Annotated in this window: 24 protein-coding genes; 4 read left to right on the top strand and 20 right to left on the bottom strand. The window is 59.6% G+C overall.

The features are described from left to right. Positions 1–7: 7 nt before the first annotated feature. The 19 genes from J3D60_RS27560 to J3D60_RS27475 all read right to left on the bottom strand — a co-directional run bounded on the left by J3D60_RS27560 (position 8) and on the right by J3D60_RS27475 (position 11,405). Positions 8–220, bottom strand: coding sequence for a tail protein X (locus tag J3D60_RS27560; RefSeq protein WP_027604555.1), 213 nt, complete (start codon positions 218–220; stop codon positions 8–10). Next, the gene (locus J3D60_RS27555; protein WP_253493476.1) at positions 213–596 is read right to left on the bottom strand and encodes a phage tail protein; all 384 of its coding nucleotides are present in this window, start codon (positions 594–596) and stop codon (positions 213–215) included. The genes J3D60_RS27560 and J3D60_RS27555 overlap by 8 nt, the downstream gene beginning before the upstream one ends. Then, positions 596–2,059 (bottom strand): tail tape measure protein, encoded by a 1,464-nt coding sequence (locus J3D60_RS27550; RefSeq protein ID WP_253493475.1) that lies wholly within the window; start codon positions 2,057–2,059, stop codon positions 596–598. The genes J3D60_RS27555 and J3D60_RS27550 overlap by 1 nt, the downstream gene beginning before the upstream one ends. Before the next feature lie 5 nt (positions 2,060–2,064). Then, the gene (locus tag J3D60_RS31305; protein WP_017844653.1) at positions 2,065–2,190 is read right to left on the bottom strand and encodes a hypothetical protein; all 126 of its coding nucleotides are present in this window, start codon (positions 2,188–2,190) and stop codon (positions 2,065–2,067) included. Further along, positions 2,187–2,759 (bottom strand): phage tail assembly protein, encoded by a 573-nt coding sequence (locus J3D60_RS27545; protein ID WP_253493473.1) that lies wholly within the window; start codon positions 2,757–2,759, stop codon positions 2,187–2,189. The genes J3D60_RS31305 and J3D60_RS27545 overlap by 4 nt, the downstream gene beginning before the upstream one ends. 50 nt (positions 2,760–2,809) lie before the next feature. Continuing rightward, positions 2,810–3,316, bottom strand: a complete 507-nt coding sequence (locus J3D60_RS27540; RefSeq protein ID WP_065938713.1) for a phage major tail tube protein — start codon at positions 3,314–3,316, stop codon at positions 2,810–2,812. Continuing rightward, positions 3,316–4,482, bottom strand: a complete 1,167-nt coding sequence (locus J3D60_RS27535; protein ID WP_065938712.1) for a phage tail protein — start codon at positions 4,480–4,482, stop codon at positions 3,316–3,318. Before J3D60_RS27535 ends, J3D60_RS27540 begins: the two co-directional genes overlap by 1 nt. Before the next feature lie 2 nt (positions 4,483–4,484). Continuing rightward, the gene (locus J3D60_RS27530) at positions 4,485–4,676 is read right to left on the bottom strand and encodes a hypothetical protein (RefSeq protein ID WP_065938711.1); all 192 of its coding nucleotides are present in this window, start codon (positions 4,674–4,676) and stop codon (positions 4,485–4,487) included. 83 nt (positions 4,677–4,759) lie between these two features. Further along, positions 4,760–4,996 carry a tail fiber assembly protein gene (locus J3D60_RS27525; protein ID WP_065938710.1) on the bottom strand — a complete coding sequence of 79 codons (237 nt, stop codon included), beginning with the start codon at positions 4,994–4,996 and terminating at the stop codon, positions 4,760–4,762. 9 nt (positions 4,997–5,005) lie between these two features. Beyond that, entirely contained in the window at positions 5,006–5,758 is a 753-nt protein-coding gene (locus J3D60_RS27520) for a hypothetical protein (RefSeq protein ID WP_253493471.1), read from the bottom strand. A gap of 68 nt (positions 5,759–5,826) precedes the next feature. Then, complete coding sequence (locus tag J3D60_RS27515; protein WP_065938708.1) at positions 5,827–6,369, bottom strand: phage tail protein; 543 nt, start codon at positions 6,367–6,369, stop codon at positions 5,827–5,829. Continuing rightward, positions 6,366–7,004, bottom strand: a complete 639-nt coding sequence (locus tag J3D60_RS27510; protein WP_253493469.1) for a phage tail protein I — start codon at positions 7,002–7,004, stop codon at positions 6,366–6,368. The genes J3D60_RS27515 and J3D60_RS27510 overlap by 4 nt, the downstream gene beginning before the upstream one ends. Next, positions 7,001–7,996 (bottom strand): baseplate J/gp47 family protein, encoded by a 996-nt coding sequence (locus tag J3D60_RS27505; RefSeq protein ID WP_065938706.1) that lies wholly within the window; start codon positions 7,994–7,996, stop codon positions 7,001–7,003. Before J3D60_RS27505 ends, J3D60_RS27510 begins: the two co-directional genes overlap by 4 nt. Next, positions 7,993–8,325, bottom strand: a complete 333-nt coding sequence (locus J3D60_RS27500) for a phage baseplate protein (RefSeq protein ID WP_253493467.1) — start codon at positions 8,323–8,325, stop codon at positions 7,993–7,995. Before J3D60_RS27500 ends, J3D60_RS27505 begins: the two co-directional genes overlap by 4 nt. 9 nt (positions 8,326–8,334) lie before the next feature. Further along, complete coding sequence (locus J3D60_RS27495) at positions 8,335–8,946, bottom strand: phage baseplate assembly protein V (RefSeq protein ID WP_253493465.1); 612 nt, start codon at positions 8,944–8,946, stop codon at positions 8,335–8,337. Positions 8,947–8,949: 3 nt separating this feature from the next. Further along, positions 8,950–9,465 carry a hypothetical protein gene (locus tag J3D60_RS27490; protein WP_065938703.1) on the bottom strand — a complete coding sequence of 172 codons (516 nt, stop codon included), beginning with the start codon at positions 9,463–9,465 and terminating at the stop codon, positions 8,950–8,952. 20 nt (positions 9,466–9,485) lie between these two features. Continuing rightward, on the bottom strand, positions 9,486–9,830 hold the full coding sequence (locus tag J3D60_RS27485; RefSeq protein WP_027604569.1) for a phage holin family protein: 345 nt from the start codon (positions 9,828–9,830) through the stop codon (positions 9,486–9,488). A 597-nt stretch (positions 9,831–10,427) separates the two neighbouring features. Further along, complete coding sequence (locus tag J3D60_RS27480) at positions 10,428–11,162, bottom strand: XRE family transcriptional regulator (RefSeq protein ID WP_005785382.1); 735 nt, start codon at positions 11,160–11,162, stop codon at positions 10,428–10,430. Positions 11,163–11,252: 90 nt separating this feature from the next. After that, entirely contained in the window at positions 11,253–11,405 is a 153-nt protein-coding gene (locus J3D60_RS27475; RefSeq protein WP_168166799.1) for a hypothetical protein, read from the bottom strand. 261 nt (positions 11,406–11,666) lie between these two features. Between J3D60_RS27475 and J3D60_RS27470 the strand changes: the two genes are divergently transcribed. The 4 genes from J3D60_RS27470 (at position 11,667) to fdxA (ending at position 15,615) form a co-directional block, all read left to right on the top strand. After that, entirely contained in the window at positions 11,667–11,882 is a 216-nt protein-coding gene (locus J3D60_RS27470; RefSeq protein WP_065938702.1) for a hypothetical protein, read from the top strand. Positions 11,883–12,016: 134 nt separating this feature from the next. After that, positions 12,017–12,343 (top strand): DUF2388 domain-containing protein, encoded by a 327-nt coding sequence (locus J3D60_RS27465; RefSeq protein WP_253493463.1) that lies wholly within the window; start codon positions 12,017–12,019, stop codon positions 12,341–12,343. A 214-nt stretch (positions 12,344–12,557) separates the two neighbouring features. Further along, positions 12,558–15,149, top strand: coding sequence for a DNA mismatch repair protein MutS (mutS, locus tag J3D60_RS27460; RefSeq protein ID WP_065926522.1), 2,592 nt, complete (start codon positions 12,558–12,560; stop codon positions 15,147–15,149). A gap of 142 nt (positions 15,150–15,291) precedes the next feature. After that, a complete protein-coding gene (gene fdxA, locus J3D60_RS27455; protein WP_065938700.1) occupies positions 15,292–15,615 on the top strand; it encodes a ferredoxin FdxA in 324 nt (107 codons plus the stop codon). A 497-nt stretch (positions 15,616–16,112) separates the two neighbouring features. Here the strand turns inward: fdxA and apbC are convergent, their stop codons facing one another. Continuing rightward, the gene (gene apbC / locus J3D60_RS27450; protein WP_141156882.1) at positions 16,113–17,207 is read right to left on the bottom strand and encodes an iron-sulfur cluster carrier protein ApbC; all 1,095 of its coding nucleotides are present in this window, start codon (positions 17,205–17,207) and stop codon (positions 16,113–16,115) included. Positions 17,208–17,212: the final 5 nt, after the last annotated feature.

The raw sequence follows: 17,212 nt of genomic DNA, 5'->3' as shown, positions 1-17,212 counted from the left end.
AGCCTCCTTAATCCCAGGCCAAAACGGGTCGCACAGCTCCGGGCCGAGCGTGCAGTTCAGGCACGATCACCCACACGCCGGCCGGCAGCACCGGGCCATATTCGGCAAGCTCGGGGTTCAGGCGCCAGAGGGTTTCCTCCGCCGTGTCGTCGCAACGGCCCACCTCGCGATAAAGCAACAGGTTGACCGAATCACCGGCAATACTTCGCACTCTACGCATTGACGAACTCCTCCAGCTCCAGCGTCCAGGCCATGACCATGGCGGTGCCGTCATCGATGACATTGCTCTGGGTTTCCACAATCAAATTGATCCGCCACAAGCCCCAGTTACGGCCGATACCGTCAACCAGGGGCAATGGCGCTCGCGCATTTTGCAGCGCGCGCAATTCGTCCAGGCGTTGCATGCCTACGCCGTACATGGCTGTGCCGCCGAATGTGAGTTTTTCCAGCTTCTGACCGCTCTGCCGCGACTGCGACTTGCTGGCAATAATCGCCAGGTCACTCCAGCCGCCATCGCTGGCACGGACCAACGAGGAATAGGCGAATCCTCGAGACAAGCCGAAAATAAAGTCGCCGAGTACCATTTGTTGTCGCATCAATCACCTCCTGGAGGATCGGCCAGTGCCGCGTTGCGTCGGATGCCCAGGGTGTCGGTGACCATCGGCATGCATTGGAACTGCAAGGCTTGGATTACCTGGTTGACGACCTGCTGGGCGTCGGCGGGGTTGACGCCGGTGATCTGGATGCTCGGGGCGAGGGTCACTTGCACGTTGTCCGTGCGTGCACTGTTGAGTTCCTTGCTCACCGCATTGGGCGCAGGCAGGCGATCCGTTGAGCCGAACAGTTTGTCACCGAGCCAACTGCCTGCCTCGCTGCCGAGCAAACCACCGATTGCGCCACCGACAGCAGTGCCAACGCCGGGGAAAATCAGAGTGCCGATAGCGGCGCCTGCGGAGGCACCGGCCCAGGCACCACCGGCGGTGCTGAGGCCTGAGCCGACGGCGTTTACGTCATCGTTGCGTATACCTTGAACCACATTGAGTGCAGCGTCGACGTACCGCAGCGGACCGAGACGGCGGGCTCCGACCGACTCCAGCCGGATCATCGTGTCAGCCAGGCGGGAGGTTGCCGGCGTTGGTACGCGGGCAACCTCCCCAGTGGAATGCCTCAAAGGGCTGGGCGATATAGGGTGGGGAGTATTCACGCCCACTTGGACGGGCATCGGAACCAAGCCTCGTTCCAACGCGTCAATTAACCCGACGCCCTTGCCTGACGCCAGATTGCGCACGACATTGCTCCCCTGCCAAGTGTCCGGCGGGCTTGGGCTTGGGGAGATTCGTTGAGTTGTTGCGCCGCCATGAAAGCCTAATCGTGGGGCTTCCAACACCTTGCTCACCTTCTCGAACAGGTTGCGCACCGTCGAGTTAAACCCACTGGTCGCTTTGCTGGAGGTAGAAGTGTTCCCCAACCTCGCCAACCTTGGTCTATCCGATTTTTTGCGCCCGCTCGTGTACTTTGGTCCGAAGCGCTCGCGCCCACGTAGCGCCTCGCTGACGCCTGGGCAGCAACCGTCGCTCCCCTTGCTGGCGCCCTTGAACAACGCGCCGACGCCGGGAATTTTACCAAGCGTCACCTCAAGTGCTTTGTCTGAAACCTTGGTCCTGGCCGACTCCGCCAGGCCTTCACCCGACCACTTGAGCAACTGTGTGATCGAGGATTCGTCGGCAGACGCTTTTCCTTCCGGCGTGCTTTTCGTTTCACTGCTGATGGAGCCGCCAGCCGGGCCCGCCAGTGCTCCGCTCGTAACGAACAACGTGCTGTTGAGCGTTTCCAGTGTCTCACGCAGCCGCACTTGCTCCAGGGTCAAGGCGTTGATATCCACACTGACGGTGATCAGCGCCGAGCTGAGTTCCGGCTGCGGCTGCGGCGTCGCCTCCAGACTCAGAGGTGTGGCAAGGCTTGCGGAAAACGGCGCGAGCACATTACCAAGTTCCACATCGCCGATCATCCAGCGCTTGTCTTCCTGGGCGAGCCTGGTCTGATATTGAGTCTCTTGCATCCCGCTTACTCCTGTTTAACGCCAAGGCGAGTGATCGCGATGTCGTAGCGGCGCAATGCTTTTCCGGCGTCCCAGTCGAGGATCTCCGCCTCATTGACCGAATAGATCAGCGGCACCACATCGAGGATCACTTCGATGTCGCGCGCCGAAAGAAGTCCGCCGGTTTGTTTAAAAAATCGTCGATGCGCTCCTGCAGTTCGGTCCAGTCGGGCACGGTCAGGTTGGCGAGGTCGGGGATCATCAGGCCGGTGCAATGGGCGGTAATGAACTCGGCGCGCTCTTTGTTGGTGACGAGTTTTTTCATCACCTTGGTGGCACGCAGGGCGGGCATTTCCAAGGGCAGTTCAGTGAGGGTCCGGCCGGCCGCGTCGAGAGGCAGCAACAATTGGACGGGCTGGTCGTGGGTTGCCGTCGCTTGCTCATCCAGGAAAAACGAAGTAGGGCGTGTCGACATCTCGTGTACGTATTGGGCGATGCTGACGTAGTCCGGGCGCTTGAGCTGGTCGAGTTCTTTTTCCGACAGGCCGGTGGCGAGTTTCGCCAGTTCGAAAAACTGGTCGTCCTCGTCATCACCGGCCCGGGCCAGCGCTTCTTTTTGCGCGGCGTAGTACAGCGGCTTGAGTTGCACCTGCTGGATCGTCGCGCCGGTGTCGGCGGTGATCGGAGACAGCAGGAGGTGCAGCGGTGGCATCCAGGCCATGGGGCAATTCCTTGATGAAGTAAGGGGCGAGCACGCCCGTCCCCGGGGAGTTACGGCATCAGCACCGCACGGCGGGCATCGCCGAGGATGTCGACACCATTGAGCACGAACTTCTGGGTACGCACGTCGATGTCGATGACCGGGATGCCGTTTTCCAGGCGGTTGTAAGTGCGGCAGGAAAGCTCAAGCGTGGTGAGAGCCTTGTCGCCCATCTTCAACTTGGCTTCGGCCAGGGATTTCAGCTTGCCGCCGACCGTGTGATAGGTGAAGTAGGTCTTGCCGTCCTGATCCTGGCCGGCTTCCCGCACGTTCAGCAGGATGTCATCACCCAGGCGCACGCCCAGGGCCAGCATGATTTCCGGGCCGGCACCTTGCAGCACCAGGGTGGCATTGAGCACCTTGCCGCTCTTGGCCATTTCCTCGGCGATAAAGCGCCCGCCGGACATGGACTCCATGTCGAATTCAATCTTCGGCGGAGTGAATTCCTCAACCGTCGCGGACAACGGCAGGCCTTGAAGCGTGGCCGCAATGGCCTGTCTGACTCGGTTGGTAAACATTAGAGAACGTCCTCCAGGAACTGCTCGATGATTTCATCGCGGGCGTTGAGTTGATAAATCATGTGTTCGTTCGGCGCATAGCGGCCGTAATCGATGACGATGAACCAGGTGCCGTTCTTGTACTTCTCGACACTGTTGAGCTCCGGGTGCAGGTACACGCTGCCGCCGGGAATGGTTTCGTCGGCGACCAGGGTTTGCAGCCAGTCGTTGATGCGCTTGACCTCCTGGTCCATGAAGGACTTGGTTAGGTTCTTGGCCATGGCTTTCTGGCCCGCCTTGACCAACTTGCGGCTGATGGCATCTTCCAGCCCGACATAGCTGATGAACTTGCCAGTGATGGAGCGGTTACCCAGCAGCGAAAAACCGCCGAGGATGGTGCGGGCGTAGTAGCTCACGCCGTAACGGTTGAGCAGGTCGCCTTCGGTGGAGGTGTCGAGGATGTTGTACTCGACCACGCGGGAAACGTCCTCGGCGAACGTCACCTGATTACCCGGGCTTTCCCACTGCTTGACCTTGGCCAGCGCCGCGATCGCCAGGGATGACGGCGCGAGGAACACGTTTTTCTTCGCCGCCTTGGAGTACACCGACGGCATGTTGTGCACCAGCAGGCAACGGTCGAAACCAAGCTCGGCACCGCCCAGTTCGCCGCTGTAGGTCACCTGGTCGGCCACCGCCGCGTCCTTGCCATCCAGCACCACACGGGCCTTGATGCGCTTGCCGAAGGCCGCGAACTCACCCGCCACAGCCTTGGTACCGGTGAAGCCAGGGGCGCCGATGATGGTCAGGTCTTCCGGCACGCTGGCCAGTGCCGCCAGGCCCAGCTTACGACCGGTGACCGGCTCGTTGCCGCCGATTACATTGTTGAGGGTGTCCGCCGGGGTGGCGCCCTCCTCCACGATCACCACGTAGACCGGCACCTTGACCACTTTGAGGATCTGGTAGACCGCGTGGAACAGCGTGCCTGTCTCCGCGCCAGTAGGATCCAGCAGCGCCTGGGTGGTGAAGCTGTTGATACGGAACGGCGCGTTTTTCGGGATCGACGCATGGGCATTCGGCGCGGTGCCGACCAGGCCGATCACATTGTCGCCAAGGCCACCCATGGCCTCGGGGGATTCGGTGGCATTCACGGTGATGCCGTTGTGCTCGAAGTTCAGAACCTCAGCCATGGTTAGTCAGCCTTCTTGGTGGTGGCCTTTTTGGCCGGGGTGGCGTTGAGGACGCTGGTCAGTTCCAGGCGGCCGGCGGTGCGCAGGGCGGATGCTTCGACGTCCAGCAGGTCCAGTTCCTCGCCGACGGTGGACCAATGGCCGGCACCGGTGGGGAATGGGATGAGGACGGTGTAGGTTTGGCGGGTGTGCATGAGTGGGATTCTCCGAATGGAAAACGCCAAAGCCCCTACGGAAGGGGCTTTGGGAGGCGAAAAAAAACCGCTTTCGCGGAGGGTTACTTCAGGAAGTCCGGCTTAGGAGGCCATACAACGGTGTCGGGATCGCTCCCTTGATCTGGAATATCTCGCAGGCCCTGACGATAGGCCAAGAACGCAGCTTTATTTTTATCCAACATTGGATAGTCGGGCATCGCCGCATAATCACTGGCTGACAAATCCTGATCACGGGCGCTACGTATAACTTGCCACTTAATCAGTGGATGAAGTTCAGCAGGTACAAAAATGGGCTTCATGGTCTCTCCTTAGCTCAAAGCCAACATAGTTCCCCAGTCGCCTGGACTGGTAACAACACCCGTGCAGGCGCCTGCCAACATCACTTCGACAATACCCGAAGGAGAAGTCCGCATCGGATGAAGGTGATAATAGGCGCCAAACAGTTCACTGGGCGCAACAACTGTCGAGCACCAGCGCCACTTGCCTTTTTCTGCACCGACACTCCAGGCACCAGAAATTGAACCCTCCAGGACACGCACAAACGCACCCAATGTGATATAGGAGTTGAGCGGAACCGCGCCCGTTCCATTAGCAAGTGCGGTATCAACCGTATAAGGGAAAGCGAGCCAAGGACTGATGTCTGCGGTTGCCCACTTCAATTGCCACACGTTTAAAATCGTTCGAAAGTACTCGCTGGCTCTGATATTGAAGCCAGGAAACTGTTCGCGCACATCGGCCTGGACTTGCAGCAGAAAATCCACATCCGCCTGCGGACGGCCTGTAGCTTGAGAGGTGGTGGTGATAGAACGCAGTTTATTACAAACCACCTCTCCATGAATTCCCCAGTTGTCGATCAACTTTCCATCGGCGCTGGGATACAAGTTGAAGTTTTTAGTCACCGCAAGCCTGGGCAAACGGCTTTTCAGATCCAAAAGCTGTGCATCGTAGGCACGCCGCGCCTCCGCTATCGCCTTATCAATCTCACCGACCTTGCCGGTGACTACATTGGTAAGACTATTCGCCGCACTGACGACGGCAGCCAATTGCTGTTCTGTACTCAAAATACGATCTCCTTATCTTTTCTGATTACTCAGTAAACTCTTATTGGCCATCACCAAAATACTTACGACTAAAAAGCACTACTCTTGCTCTCGAGTTTCATTACTCGAAATAAAAGCCCAACACCTCTGGCCATATTGTCAACGCTGGCGGCAGACAGCGCCGCCAATTCATCGACCAGCAACACGTTAAGGTTTTCACTCCCCACCGTGATCGTCACGCTATCCGCCGGCAACGGCGAAATATCCAGCGTGAACTTCTGCAGTACTCGCGCGGCCGCCGCTTTATACGTCAACAACCTCCCCGCCACGGAATACACCGCCAGCAAAGTCCCACTGGCGAGGTAAAAACCAAACTCGCCAATCTCATACTCACCGTCACCATCAAACAGTGCCGCCATCCTGAGTTGGCGGTCGCCCAGGTCTTCGTAATCCACAATGGCAACCCGCTGGCGCTCATCGCGCAAGGCCAGTTCGGTTCCGTCAGGGTTGTAGCGGCCGGTGCCGGCGCCGATATGGGTGATTTCGCCTTTCAATCCCTGGTTTTTTGCCTGCAGCACTTCATCCAAACCCTTGGAGGTGAAGCGCACCAGGCGCGTAATGTCATCTGTCATGGCTGCGCCCTGAGGTCGTAATCGTTAATGGTGTAGTGCTGGGCGACGCCTGCACTGTTTAGTCGAGCAATCAATGCCCATTCAGGTAGGGCACCTTGCAGGCTTAACTCGCTGTCACTGAACGGGGCGTGAACAATTGCGGTCAAGGCAAGTTGACCGTACGTCTCATGCACTACAGTGATCGTGGCCCGATCCCGTTCACTCTGAGCCGCATTGACACGGCGAATCAGCCGATTGTGATCACCACTGGACCAACTGCGCCCAATGATCGCCTGCACATCAAAGGTGTAAGGCACGCCCAATGGCCGCTGCTGATACCAGGCACTGATGTTGGGGGTGAAACCCAGCGATTCCACCGCATGGTTCAACGATTTTGGCGTACCCGCCTGACGCTGGATCTGCCAGGACAAGGCCACAGTAAGGCGCTTTTCGGTTTCGCTGGCATCGGCGTCCCATTCGCTGACGCCTCGATCGGCGGCCAGGTAAGGAAGGAACTCGGCAGGGGTCTGCAGCGGGTTCATCAACGCCGGGAACGGCGGTATGACCCGGTCGAGCAACTTACCGAACCCCAGGTCCAAAGCCTTCTCCAGCGGTGAGCTGTTGGCGGGCAACAAACTCGCTTTGGGTTCACTCATAACGTGCGCACCTCCACCTCGACGCCCGTGCAATACGGGGCCTGGAATGCCGTGCTGATGATCGGCGCCAGCGGCTCGAGAATCTGCAATTGCGCGGCACCGGCGCTGTGGATCGCATAGTCGATCCAACTTGGGTCCACACGGCCTTCCAGGCGATGGCAGGACTCTGCATAGCCTTGCAGCAATTTCTGCGCGGCGACTTGGGTGAGTCCGGAATCCGGACCGGCGTTGATCCTGGCCACCACGCGAATTTTGTAAGGCAGGATTTGCGCACCTTGGACGGTGACCAGGTCGGTCTCAGGCCGTACATCGGGCCGTGCGAAATGTCGCCGTACGCCGTCAAGCAAATCGGCGGACGGCGTGCCGTCTCCTTCCCTTGAAAGCACGGTGACCATTACTTCGCCAGGCGCCGTGCGCCGTCCGTTGCCATCCTTGACCCGGGCCGCGTAGCCGTCCGGATCGAAGGTGTAGCTGACGGTCACCACGCCCGGTGTGGCGCTTTGCACCTTGACCGACGGCCGCTCACCGAGGGTGAAGACTTCGCGGCGATACTGCATCCGCGAACCCGCCGCCGGCGCATGGGGTGCCAGGTAATAGCGCAGGCGCGCGTCGTCGTCGCTTTCCAGGGTGGGTGGCACCGGTGGGAAAGCCGCCGGGTCGCCGGGGTCGAGCACTTGGCGCTCCAGGCCCATATCGGCCAGGCGTGCATCCAGGTTGCTGCCGGTGGCCCACCACGCCAGCATCTGCTTGATGCGGGCGTTGTATTTGCGTTCGTGGGTTTGCAGGCGCACGCAAAACGCTTCCAAGGCCAGGGTCAGCAGTTCGCTCTCGTTGTCGAGGCTGACCTTGAGTCTGGCCGCGCTCTGCGGCGCGCGGGTGGCGACGTAGTCGACGACAAACGCCTTGAACTCCGCCAGCAGCGGTTCGAACTCATCGACCGCGATAATCGCCGGCTCCGCCAATTGGTTCTGGCCTGGGATCAGCATGCTCATGTCACGACCTCGAAGGATTGTTGGCGGTTTTTCCAGGTACCGGCAAAACGCAGCAATAACCCGGCGCCCAGGCGGGTGGCGACGATGACCTGGGGCTGGAAGTCGGCAATGCCGTTCTGGCGGTTGTAGAACGCTTGCGCGGCGTGGCTTTGGGCGAGGATCAACAGGTCGTCGCCAAGGTTCTGGCCGAGCAGTTGCGGGATCATCGAGCCGTACAACGGGCGCTTCTGGCGAGTGCCCAAGGGAGTGGTCAGCGCTCGGGTGGCACGCTGTACGAATTGCAGCCAGTCATCGACGGCTGCCCCGGTGTTCCTATCGATTCCGATCATGGCAAATCCTTATGCGCGGCTGATCGCGCGGCCCTGGTGATCCACCAGCGGGCCGCTCAAATGCACGCCGGCGGCATCCAGCGAGAGGCCGGTGGCGCCGAGTTGCAGGATGATGCCCTGGGCGCTCAGGGTCAGGCTGGCAGCACCGACCTTGACGTCGACCTGTTCGCGGGTTCCGCTGAACGTGGTTGGGCCGTTAATCCAGTTGAAGGTATGGCTGGCATCGTCGTAGTCGCTTTGGGTGCCATCCTGATGGCGCCGCCGGGTCAGCGAGGCGACGCTGGATACGGGAGGAAACAGACTGCTGTTCAGCCCGAACAGCGCCACCGACTGCGCGCCCCCTTCCCCGCCGCCGTAGTTGAGCAGCAGGCATTGTTCGCCCACCGATGGAATACGGGTTTCGGTCTGCGCACCGGCGCTGGGGTTGAAGAACCGAATCGCCGGGGTAAGCAACTCACCATGGCTGACCTTGCAGGTATTGCTGGCAGCGTCGACCTCCTGGCACACGCCAATGCGGCAGAAACTGTCCGCGCGGCGATACAGGTCTTCGAGCTGGGCTTCCATTTCCGCCAGGCGCTCGACAATCGGCCCCAGTTGCATGCGTAACAATGCGTCGAACATGGACTACTCCTGCAGGGGCCGATATTGATCCGGATCGTCGATGTCCGAGACTTCCCAGGTGCGGGCAAACAGCGGTGTGCCGGTGGGATCTTCGAGCAACGACGGGCCGAGATAGAGGGTTTGAGTGAAGGAAACGGTCCAGGTGTCGTAGTCCGTTTCGGCGTTGGCGAGCCCAGAGGGCGCCGCGACGACGGCCGTGGGTAAATCGCACTGGTCCGACGGCAGGCCCCAGCGGTTATCCAGGGCCAGGTCCATCAATTGGCTGGCCAGGTCGCACGCGTCAAAAGGCGCCGCCGCGCTGGCGACCGTAACCCTGAGTGATACCGACAAGGCATGCGCCTTGCGCCCTTCACGGGAACGCACGCCGGGGCCGTTGCGTTCCACGCTGATCAGCACGCCGGTGTAATCCCCGGCGGCGCCAACGTCCTGATGGTTGCCTACCTGAAGTTGCGGGAAGGCACGCTTCAGCGCCCCCTCAATGGCTACAGGTAGTTGGGAGGGTTTTTCGATAAGTGTCATCAGTTGCGTCCTTGCAGCAGTTACTGCTGATCCGAGCGAGATGTGGGCGCTTCGTTGACCCCGATGCGCTTGGCCGCCCAGCGTTCATAAAGGCCGATGGCGACGTCCGCGCCGGCCATGGCCGTCAGGCAACCAATGGCGCCGGCGGTCCAGATCGACATGCCGGCGGCGTAGCACAGCATCAATGCCGAAACCCCGCAGACCATGCACGCCCCGGATCGCAAGGCCAGGCGCCGAACCAGCGACCAACCGCGGGCACCCTCCTTGTCGGCGCGCCACATTTCGCCGGATACACCACCAATCAGCGCCAGTGCGATCACCAGCCAGATAGGCATTTCCGCTAACGCTTGCTGCTCGTTTGTCATGTCACGCCTCCTGGCTGAGCAATGCCGGCAAAACACCGGCTTTTGGGTAAATCCATGTATAGGTAGGCATTCCAAAAAGCCCGGTTGCCCAGGCTTTTCAGTAATGCGATCCAGCGTCGATCTTTCGGCGCTACTGGCGCGGTACGGATCTTTCCTCGATGTTTTTCCGACCACGATCCCTGTCTGCCGGATAACTGCTTCTGGTGCTTTACGCTGCACACCCGGGTCAGTTGCCAACCCTCTGAACCGTCAAGGCCGGTTCATCGCTGCCTGTTCTTGCAAAGCTGTGAAACTAAAGAGCGTCGGCATCCTTGCCGGTGTTGCCTGGCGTCCCTGCCATCGCTCTGATGGCGTCCTTGCCGATGTTGCGTGCCTTCCTTGTCTTCCTTGGCAGCATCCTTGCCGCCTCCACCAGGCCTTATTGGCTGGCTTGGGATGAAGAATATGCATGTATGCATATACAGTCAATGCACAAATGCATTTATTTTCACACGATTAATGCGCTGATGCATTTCAGGCCCGGCAGGCAAAGGGTTTGGCGATTTTCCACAGGCGAAAAAAAGCCCGCTCGATGGCGGGCTGTCTTACGCAAGGAGGTTAACGGGCGTACATCCCCCACCAGAACACATGCCCGAGAATGCTGATCTGCTCATCCTGGATATCCTGGAAGCTGTAGTCCTCATCCGGGTGTTCATCGCGATTGAAACTGCGCAGGCGAATCCCGGAAGGCAGGCGATAGAGCTGTTTAACCCGCAGCTGGCCATTGTGATTGATGGCATACAAGTCGCCATCGACGATGTCGCCGATGCCACTTTTGCCAGCATTCACGCCGACCGTCGCGCCGTCGCGCAGTACCGGCAACATACTGTTGCCGCGCACCGTCACACACTTGGCCTGGTCGAACTGCACACCGTTATGCCGCAGGCTGCGTTTTCCAAAACGCAGGCTGGCCTTCTCGCTTTCCTCGATGACGAATCTTCCTGATCCAGCAGCCAATTCAACCTCGCGCAGAAAGGGGATCGACACCTCGTCATCATTAACGGGCGTGTCGTCGTCCCACAGGCTTATATCCTTGAGTTCCGAATGCATCGGGTCACGCCCGTCATCGCGCAAAGCCCCCACCGCCGCGCGCCCGCGCAGTTGATCGGTGCTGACGCGGAAGTACTCGGCGATGCGCGAGATGTGTTTATCCGAGGGATCAACGATCTTGCCGCTGAGAATCCGGGACAACGTGGATTGAGGCACGCCAGTACGCCGGTGAAGCTCCGTGGGGGAGATCCGGTCGCGGTCCAGCAGTTCTCTTAAGACGATAGAAACGTTGCGTTTTTGCATAGCGGGCGATATTGACGGGAGTTTTCGGGGTTGGCAAATGCTAATTTGCATATTCCATGCACATCAGCGGAACTTCCGGGCAAAATAAAGTCAATTTGGCATGATCACCGCGGTACTTGATGCGATGCGCTCAAACAGCGCCAGGCTGATTCCTGGCGAGCCAAGGAAGAAAGCAATGAAACTCGTGCTTGCCATTTTGTTGATGTTCAATGGGTACACATTTGCGGCAAGTTGCACCAGCATCAGCGACTCTGACCAACGAGCCTACTGCAACGCCCAGCAAAGTGGCTCCAGCTGCGAAAACATCAGCAATAGCGATTTGCGCACTCAGTGCAACGCAATGAAGCGTTGATCAGGATGGGCTAAGGGACAAAAAGGGTCGCCCGCACTTTTATTTACGTTCTACCTATCCGTTCATGACCTGCGAAGCCCCCAACCTTGCGTGCTAACCTTGCCGCCAACGCCCATTCACCTCAATTTAAAGCGGTATGCGGAAGACCACGAATGACCGAATGGAGAAATCAGAGCTTCTGGGGCAAGGCGTGGATATACGCCGTGCTGGCGCTCCTAATGTTGATCTCCGACGGCGCAGACTTCAGCTCGCTGGGCGGCGGGGGCTCTAATCGCAAGCGGGTCTTCAGCCCCGGGTTCATTGTGCTGTGCTGTTTCGTCGCGGTGATTGAATTGATAGTGCTGAACCATTTCTATGGGGCGAACTGATGAGTCGAGAGCACAGCGTTAAAAACCACCCCGTCAAGCATGGCAACCCGCACCAGTGCCGACGGCGCCTTATATCTGCAAAGTGACCAGCTCTGCTATCGTGCCCCCCTCTTATAGAATGGAAGCTTCGAAGAATGGACTCATGGAAGACTCTGGCAATGGCTGCCATGGTATTGATCGGCGCCCCAGCAGTGGCCGCAGAAAACGCCAACCCTTTCGATAAAGCGCTGATGTACACGACGTTCGTGCCCACGATCCTGATTGGGGGAGCCAGCGCTCTCACGACCGATGCGCCAAAGCTTTTCACATCGTCCAAAACCGATGCCCTGGCCTTTATCGGTTCGGACGGCGAGATCCGCGGTGCTGAGTTCGAACAGGCATCTCGGTACTATCGCTCGACCTACGCCTCCCCTCTTATGTCCGATATGCAACTGGCCAAGGCGATCGCCTCATCGTACTGAGGGAGGCATTTTCGGCTGCATGCCAACAGCGACACGCCCCTGCAGAAGCGTTGCGCATTTAAACAAATGCGCCATCCCACTTTGCGTTTTACCTATCCGTTTGCGACCTGCGAAGGGCCGACCTCGCGTGTTAACCTTGCAGCCATTGCAAAATCAGCAGGGCCGAGCGCCCCACCTTTGCCCCACTCCTTTCAACGAATTTGCCTATTATCCAATGAGTAAAAACACGTCCGATCTGTCCTCTCACACCCCGATGATGCAGCAGTACTGGCGCTTGAAAAACCAGCACCCTGATCAGTTGATGTTCTATCGCATGGGCGACTTCTACGAGATCTTCTATGAAGACGCGAAGAAGGCTGCCAAGTTGCTGGACATCACCTTGACCGCGCGCGGGCAGTCGGCGGGGCAGTCGATTCCGATGTGCGGGATCCCTTATCACTCGCTGGAGGGTTACCTGGTCAAGCTGGTGAAGCTGGGCGAATCGGTGGTGATCTGCGAGCAGATCGGCGATCCGGCCACCAGCAAGGGCCCGGTGGAACGCCAGGTGGTGCGCATTATTACGCCGGGGACGGTGAGCGATGAGGCGCTGCTGGATGAGCGTCGCGATAACCTGATCGCCGCGGTGCTGGGCGATGAGCGCTTGTTCGGGCTTTCGGTACTGGACATCACCAGCGGCAATTTCAGCGTGCTGGAGATCAAGGGCTGGGAAAACCTGCTGGCGGAGCTGGAGCGCATCAACCCGGTGGAGCTGTTGATCCCGGATGATTGGCCCAAAGACCTGCCAGCAGAAAAACGCCGTGGGACCAAGCGTCGCGCGCCGTGGGATTTCGAGCGTGACTCGGCACTGAAAAGTCTATGCCAGCAGTTCTCGGTGCAGGACCTTAAAGGCTTCGGTTGCGAAACCCTGACCCTGGCCATCGGCGCTGCGGGTTGCCTGCTCAGCTACGCCAAGGAAACCCAGCGCACCGCCCTGCCGCACCTGCGCAGCCTGCGCCACGAGCGCCTGGACGACACCGTGGTGCTCGATGGCGCGAGCCGTCGCAACCTGGAACTGGACACCAACCTGTCCGGCGGGCGCGATAACACCCTGCAATCGGTGGTCGACCGCTGCCAAACCGCCATGGGCAGCCGTCTGTTGACCCGCTGGTTGAACCGTCCGTTGCGGGATTTGACGGTGCTGCAGGCGCGCCAGACGTCGATTACCTGCCTGCTGGACGGCTATCGCTTTGAAAAGCTGCAGCCGCAGTTGAAGGAGATCGGCGACATCGAGCGCATCCTGGCGCGGATCGGCCTGCGCAATGCGCGGCCCCGTGACCTGGCGCGTCTGCGCGATGCCCTCAGCGCCCTGCCGCAACTGCAAGTGGCGATGACCGAACTGGACACGCCGCACCTGCAACAACTCGCCGTAACGGCCGGTACCTACCCGGAACTGGCCGCGCTGCTGGAAAAGGCCATTATCGACAACCCTCCGGCGATCATCCGTGACGGCGGTGTACTCAAGACCGGCTACGACAGCGAACTGGACGAACTGCAGTCCCTGAGCGAAAACGCCGGGCAGTTCCTGATCGACCTGGAAGCCCGCGAAAAAGCCCGCACCGGCCTGGCCAACCTGAAAGTGGGCTACAACCGCGTGCACGGCTACTTTATCGAGTTGCCGAGCAAGCAGGCCGAGTCGGCCCCCATCGACTATCAACGCCGCCAGACACTCAAGGGAGCCGAGCGTTTTATCACCCCGGAGCTGAAGGAGTTTGAAGACAAGGCGCTGTCGGCCAAGAGCCGTGCCCTGGCCCGGGAAAAGATGCTCTACGAGGCGCTGCTGGAAGACTTGATCAGCCAGTTGGCGCCGCTGCAGGACACCGCCGCCGCCCTGGCGGAGCTGGATGTGCTGAGCAACCTCGCCGAACGGGCGCTGAATCTCGACCTGAACTGCCCACGGTTTGTCAGTGAGCCGTGCATGCGCATCGTGCAGGGGCGTCACCCGGTGGTGGAGCAGGTGCTGACCACGCCGTTCGTCGCCAACGACCTGTCGCTGGACGACGATACGCGCATGTTGGTGATCACCGGTCCGAACATGGGTGGTAAATCCACCTACATGCGTCAAACCGCGTTGATCGTACTGCTGGCGCATATCGGCAGTTTTGTGCCGGCAGCCAGTTGCGAGCTGTCTCTGGTGGATCGCATCTTCACCCGGATCGGCTCCAGCGATGACCTGGCCGGTGGCCGTTCGACCTTTATGGTGGAAATGAGCGAGACCGCCAATATCCTGCACAACGCCACCGAGCGCAGCCTGGTGCTGATGGACGAAGTGGGTCGCGGCACCAGTACGTTTGACGGCCTGTCCCTGGCGTGGGCGGCGGCCGAACGGTTGGCGCACCTGCGTGCCTATACGCTATTTGCCACCCATTACTTCGAACTGACGGTGCTGCCGGAAAGCGAGCCGCTGGTGGCCAACGTGCACCTGAACGCCACCGAGCACAACGAGCGCATCGTGTTCCTGCACCACGTGCTGCCAGGGCCGGCCAGCCAGAGTTACGGGCTGGCCGTGGCGCAATTGGCCGGCGTGCCGAACGACGTGATCACCCGTGCCCGCGAACACCTCAGCCGCCTGGAAACCACGGCCTTGCCCCATGAAACCGTGGTGGCCAGCCCTGCCAAGGCCAGCCGCAAACCTGCTGCGCCGCATCAGAGCGATATGTTCGCCAGCCTGCCGCATCCGGTGCTGGATGAGTTGGCAAAGCTTGACCTGGACGACTTGACGCCGCGAAAAGCGCTGGAAATGTTATATGCACTGAAGACTCGGATATAACGCTCACGCTTGCAAGCTGATAGACTCTCGCGCGGTTTGGGATGCTGCTGGCTCTTAGCCTGGCCTGCAGACTATCGCTCCCGAACCTCGCGAGCCCTACCACAAAGGGTTTCGCTGCCGCCGCCTGAGGAGAGAATTAGAAATGACCTTCGTCGTCACCGACAACTGCATCAAGTGCAAGTACACCGACTGCGTAGAAGTGTGTCCGGTGGACTGCTTCTACGAAGGCCCGAACTTCCTGGTCATCCACCCGGACGAGTGCATTGACTGCGCCCTGTGTGAACCTGAATGCCCGGCCGTCGCCATTTTCTCCGAGGACGAAGTCCCGGCGGGCATGGAACAGTTCATTCAGTTGAACGTTGAATTGGCTGAAATCTGGCCAAACATCACCGAGAAGAAAGATCCGTTGCCGGATGCCGCCGAATGGGATGGCAAACCCAACAAGATTGAGCAACTAGAGCGCTAAAAAGCGCCGCTGCCCAATAAAAAAGGCCCTTCAAGGGCCTTTTTTGCGTTCCGGGGAACGCATTCACTTTTCTATAGACGAAAAAAGGGGCGGTATGACCCGCCCACATTTTTTCCCTAGTCCCTGTGTTCCTTTTCATCATCCTGATGAATCGCATCCTGCGACGTTCCTTCAACCATCGCTCCTTGATGGCTGTGTCAATCCGTGGACACAGGGCTGATGTTAGAGAGTTCCGAGGGAAGTTCAACGGGATCCAAACCGGGCACTGACGGGCTCCAGCCCTCAGACAAAGATAATTAATTGTTATCTTTCAAACAGATAGAAAACTCCTTCAAAGATTCGAGACGCACACACCTAACAAAAAAACCAAACACTTACGAGAAAGTAAGTGAATGCTTACGCGCGCCATTGCGTAAAAGCGTAAAAGAACCCCATTGACCGATCTCCAGACAAGAAAAAGCCCCGACAACGTCGAGGCTTCTTGTCCTTCAGCGAGGTCAGTCGTCGCTGACCGTAATGGTCGGCATTGCCGGGGCCGCCGCTTCCTGCAGGACGATCCGGGCCCCCACATGACGAGCCAATTCCTGATAGATCATAGCGATCTGGCCATCGGGCTCTGCCGCTACGGTGGGCTTGCCGCCGTCGGCCTGTTCACGAATGCCCATCGACAATGGCAACGAAGCCAGTAGCTCAACGCCGTACTGGGTCGCCAGCTTCTCGCCACCGCCTTCACCAAACAGATGCTCTGCGTGGCCGCAGTTGGAGCAGATGTGCACCGCCATGTTTTCCACCACACCCAACACTGGAATGTTGACCTTGCGGAACATCTCCACGCCCTTCCTGGCGTCCAGCAAGGCCAGGTCCTGGGGCGTGGTCACGATCACCGAGCCCGCCACCGGGACTTTCTGTGCCAGGGTCAGCTGGATATCGCCGGTGCCTGGCGGCATGTCGATCACCAGGTAGTCCAGGTCGCCCCAGGCAGTCTGGGTGACCAACTGCAGCAACGCGCCGGACACCATCGGCCCGCGCCACACCATCGGCGTGTTGTCATCGGTCAGGAACGCCATGGACATGACCTCCACGCCCATGGACTCGATCGGCACGAACCACTTCTGGTCCTTGATCTTCGGCCGCGTGCCTTCGGCGATACCGAACATCACGCCCTGGCTCGGGCCGTAGATATCGGCGTCGAGAATACCCACGCGCGCGCCTTCACGGGCCAGGGCCAGGGCCAGGTTGGCTGCTGTTGTGGATTTGCCCACGCCGCCCTTGCCGGAAGCGACTGCCACCACGTTCTTGACGTTGGCCAGGCCCGGGATCTGCGCCTGAGCCTTGTGCGGAGCGATCACACACTGGATATCGACCTTGGCGGCACGCACGCCGTCGAGGCCCTCGATGGCCATTTGCAGCATCTGCGCCCAACCGCTCTTGAACAGGCCGGCGGCATAACCCAGCTCCAGTTGGACCGAGACCTGGTCACCCTGGACCTCGATGGCGCGTACACAGCCGGCGCTGACCGGATCCTGGTTCAAATAGGGGTCGGTGTACTGGCGAAGAACGGCTTCCACCGCTGCGCGATTGACGGCGCTCATGGGCA

It is taken from the genome of Pseudomonas sp. S3E17 (assembly GCF_024168685.1).
GTDB classification, from domain to species: domain Bacteria; phylum Pseudomonadota; class Gammaproteobacteria; order Pseudomonadales; family Pseudomonadaceae; genus Aquipseudomonas; species Aquipseudomonas marginalis.
This window is presented reverse-complemented; position numbering and strand designations above follow the sequence as displayed.

What these genes read in the sequence shown, in the direction of transcription:
- J3D60_RS27535 (WP_065938712.1), bottom strand. Translation starts at nt 4,482, where the DNA reads ATGGCTGAGGTTCTGAACTTCGAGCACAACGGCATCACCGTGAATGCC.
- apbC (WP_141156882.1), bottom strand. Translation starts at nt 17,207, where the DNA reads ATGAGCGCCGTCAATCGCGCAGCGGTGGAAGCCGTTCTTCGCCAGTAC.
- J3D60_RS27495 (WP_253493465.1), bottom strand. Translation starts at nt 8,946, where the DNA reads ATGTTCGACGCATTGTTACGCATGCAACTGGGGCCGATTGTCGAGCGC.
- J3D60_RS27500 (WP_253493467.1), bottom strand. Translation starts at nt 8,325, where the DNA reads ATGATCGGAATCGATAGGAACACCGGGGCAGCCGTCGATGACTGGCTG.
- fdxA (WP_065938700.1), top strand. Translation starts at nt 15,292, where the DNA reads ATGACCTTCGTCGTCACCGACAACTGCATCAAGTGCAAGTACACCGAC.
- J3D60_RS27530 (WP_065938711.1), bottom strand. Translation starts at nt 4,676, where the DNA reads ATGCACACCCGCCAAACCTACACCGTCCTCATCCCATTCCCCACCGGT.
- J3D60_RS27480 (WP_005785382.1), bottom strand. Translation starts at nt 11,162, where the DNA reads ATGCAAAAACGCAACGTTTCTATCGTCTTAAGAGAACTGCTGGACCGC.
- J3D60_RS27515 (WP_065938708.1), bottom strand. Translation starts at nt 6,369, where the DNA reads ATGACAGATGACATTACGCGCCTGGTGCGCTTCACCTCCAAGGGTTTG.
- J3D60_RS27510 (WP_253493469.1), bottom strand. Translation starts at nt 7,004, where the DNA reads ATGAGTGAACCCAAAGCGAGTTTGTTGCCCGCCAACAGCTCACCGCTG.
- J3D60_RS27465 (WP_253493463.1), top strand. Translation starts at nt 12,017, where the DNA reads ATGGACTCATGGAAGACTCTGGCAATGGCTGCCATGGTATTGATCGGC.
- J3D60_RS27490 (WP_065938703.1), bottom strand. Translation starts at nt 9,465, where the DNA reads ATGACACTTATCGAAAAACCCTCCCAACTACCTGTAGCCATTGAGGGG.
- J3D60_RS27545 (WP_253493473.1), bottom strand. Translation starts at nt 2,759, where the DNA reads ATGGCCTGGATGCCACCGCTGCACCTCCTGCTGTCTCCGATCACCGCC.
- J3D60_RS27525 (WP_065938710.1), bottom strand. Translation starts at nt 4,996, where the DNA reads ATGAAGCCCATTTTTGTACCTGCTGAACTTCATCCACTGATTAAGTGG.
- J3D60_RS27550 (WP_253493475.1), bottom strand. Translation starts at nt 2,059, where the DNA reads ATGCAAGAGACTCAATATCAGACCAGGCTCGCCCAGGAAGACAAGCGC.
- J3D60_RS27555 (WP_253493476.1), bottom strand. Translation starts at nt 596, where the DNA reads ATGCGACAACAAATGGTACTCGGCGACTTTATTTTCGGCTTGTCTCGA.
- J3D60_RS27560 (WP_027604555.1), bottom strand. Translation starts at nt 220, where the DNA reads ATGCGTAGAGTGCGAAGTATTGCCGGTGATTCGGTCAACCTGTTGCTT.
- J3D60_RS27470 (WP_065938702.1), top strand. Translation starts at nt 11,667, where the DNA reads ATGACCGAATGGAGAAATCAGAGCTTCTGGGGCAAGGCGTGGATATAC.
- J3D60_RS27505 (WP_065938706.1), bottom strand. Translation starts at nt 7,996, where the DNA reads ATGAGCATGCTGATCCCAGGCCAGAACCAATTGGCGGAGCCGGCGATT.
- J3D60_RS27475 (WP_168166799.1), bottom strand. Translation starts at nt 11,405, where the DNA reads ATGCTGGTGCAACTTGCCGCAAATGTGTACCCATTGAACATCAACAAA.
- mutS (WP_065926522.1), top strand. Translation starts at nt 12,558, where the DNA reads ATGAGTAAAAACACGTCCGATCTGTCCTCTCACACCCCGATGATGCAG.
- J3D60_RS27485 (WP_027604569.1), bottom strand. Translation starts at nt 9,830, where the DNA reads ATGACAAACGAGCAGCAAGCGTTAGCGGAAATGCCTATCTGGCTGGTG.
- J3D60_RS27540 (WP_065938713.1), bottom strand. Translation starts at nt 3,316, where the DNA reads ATGTTTACCAACCGAGTCAGACAGGCCATTGCGGCCACGCTTCAAGGC.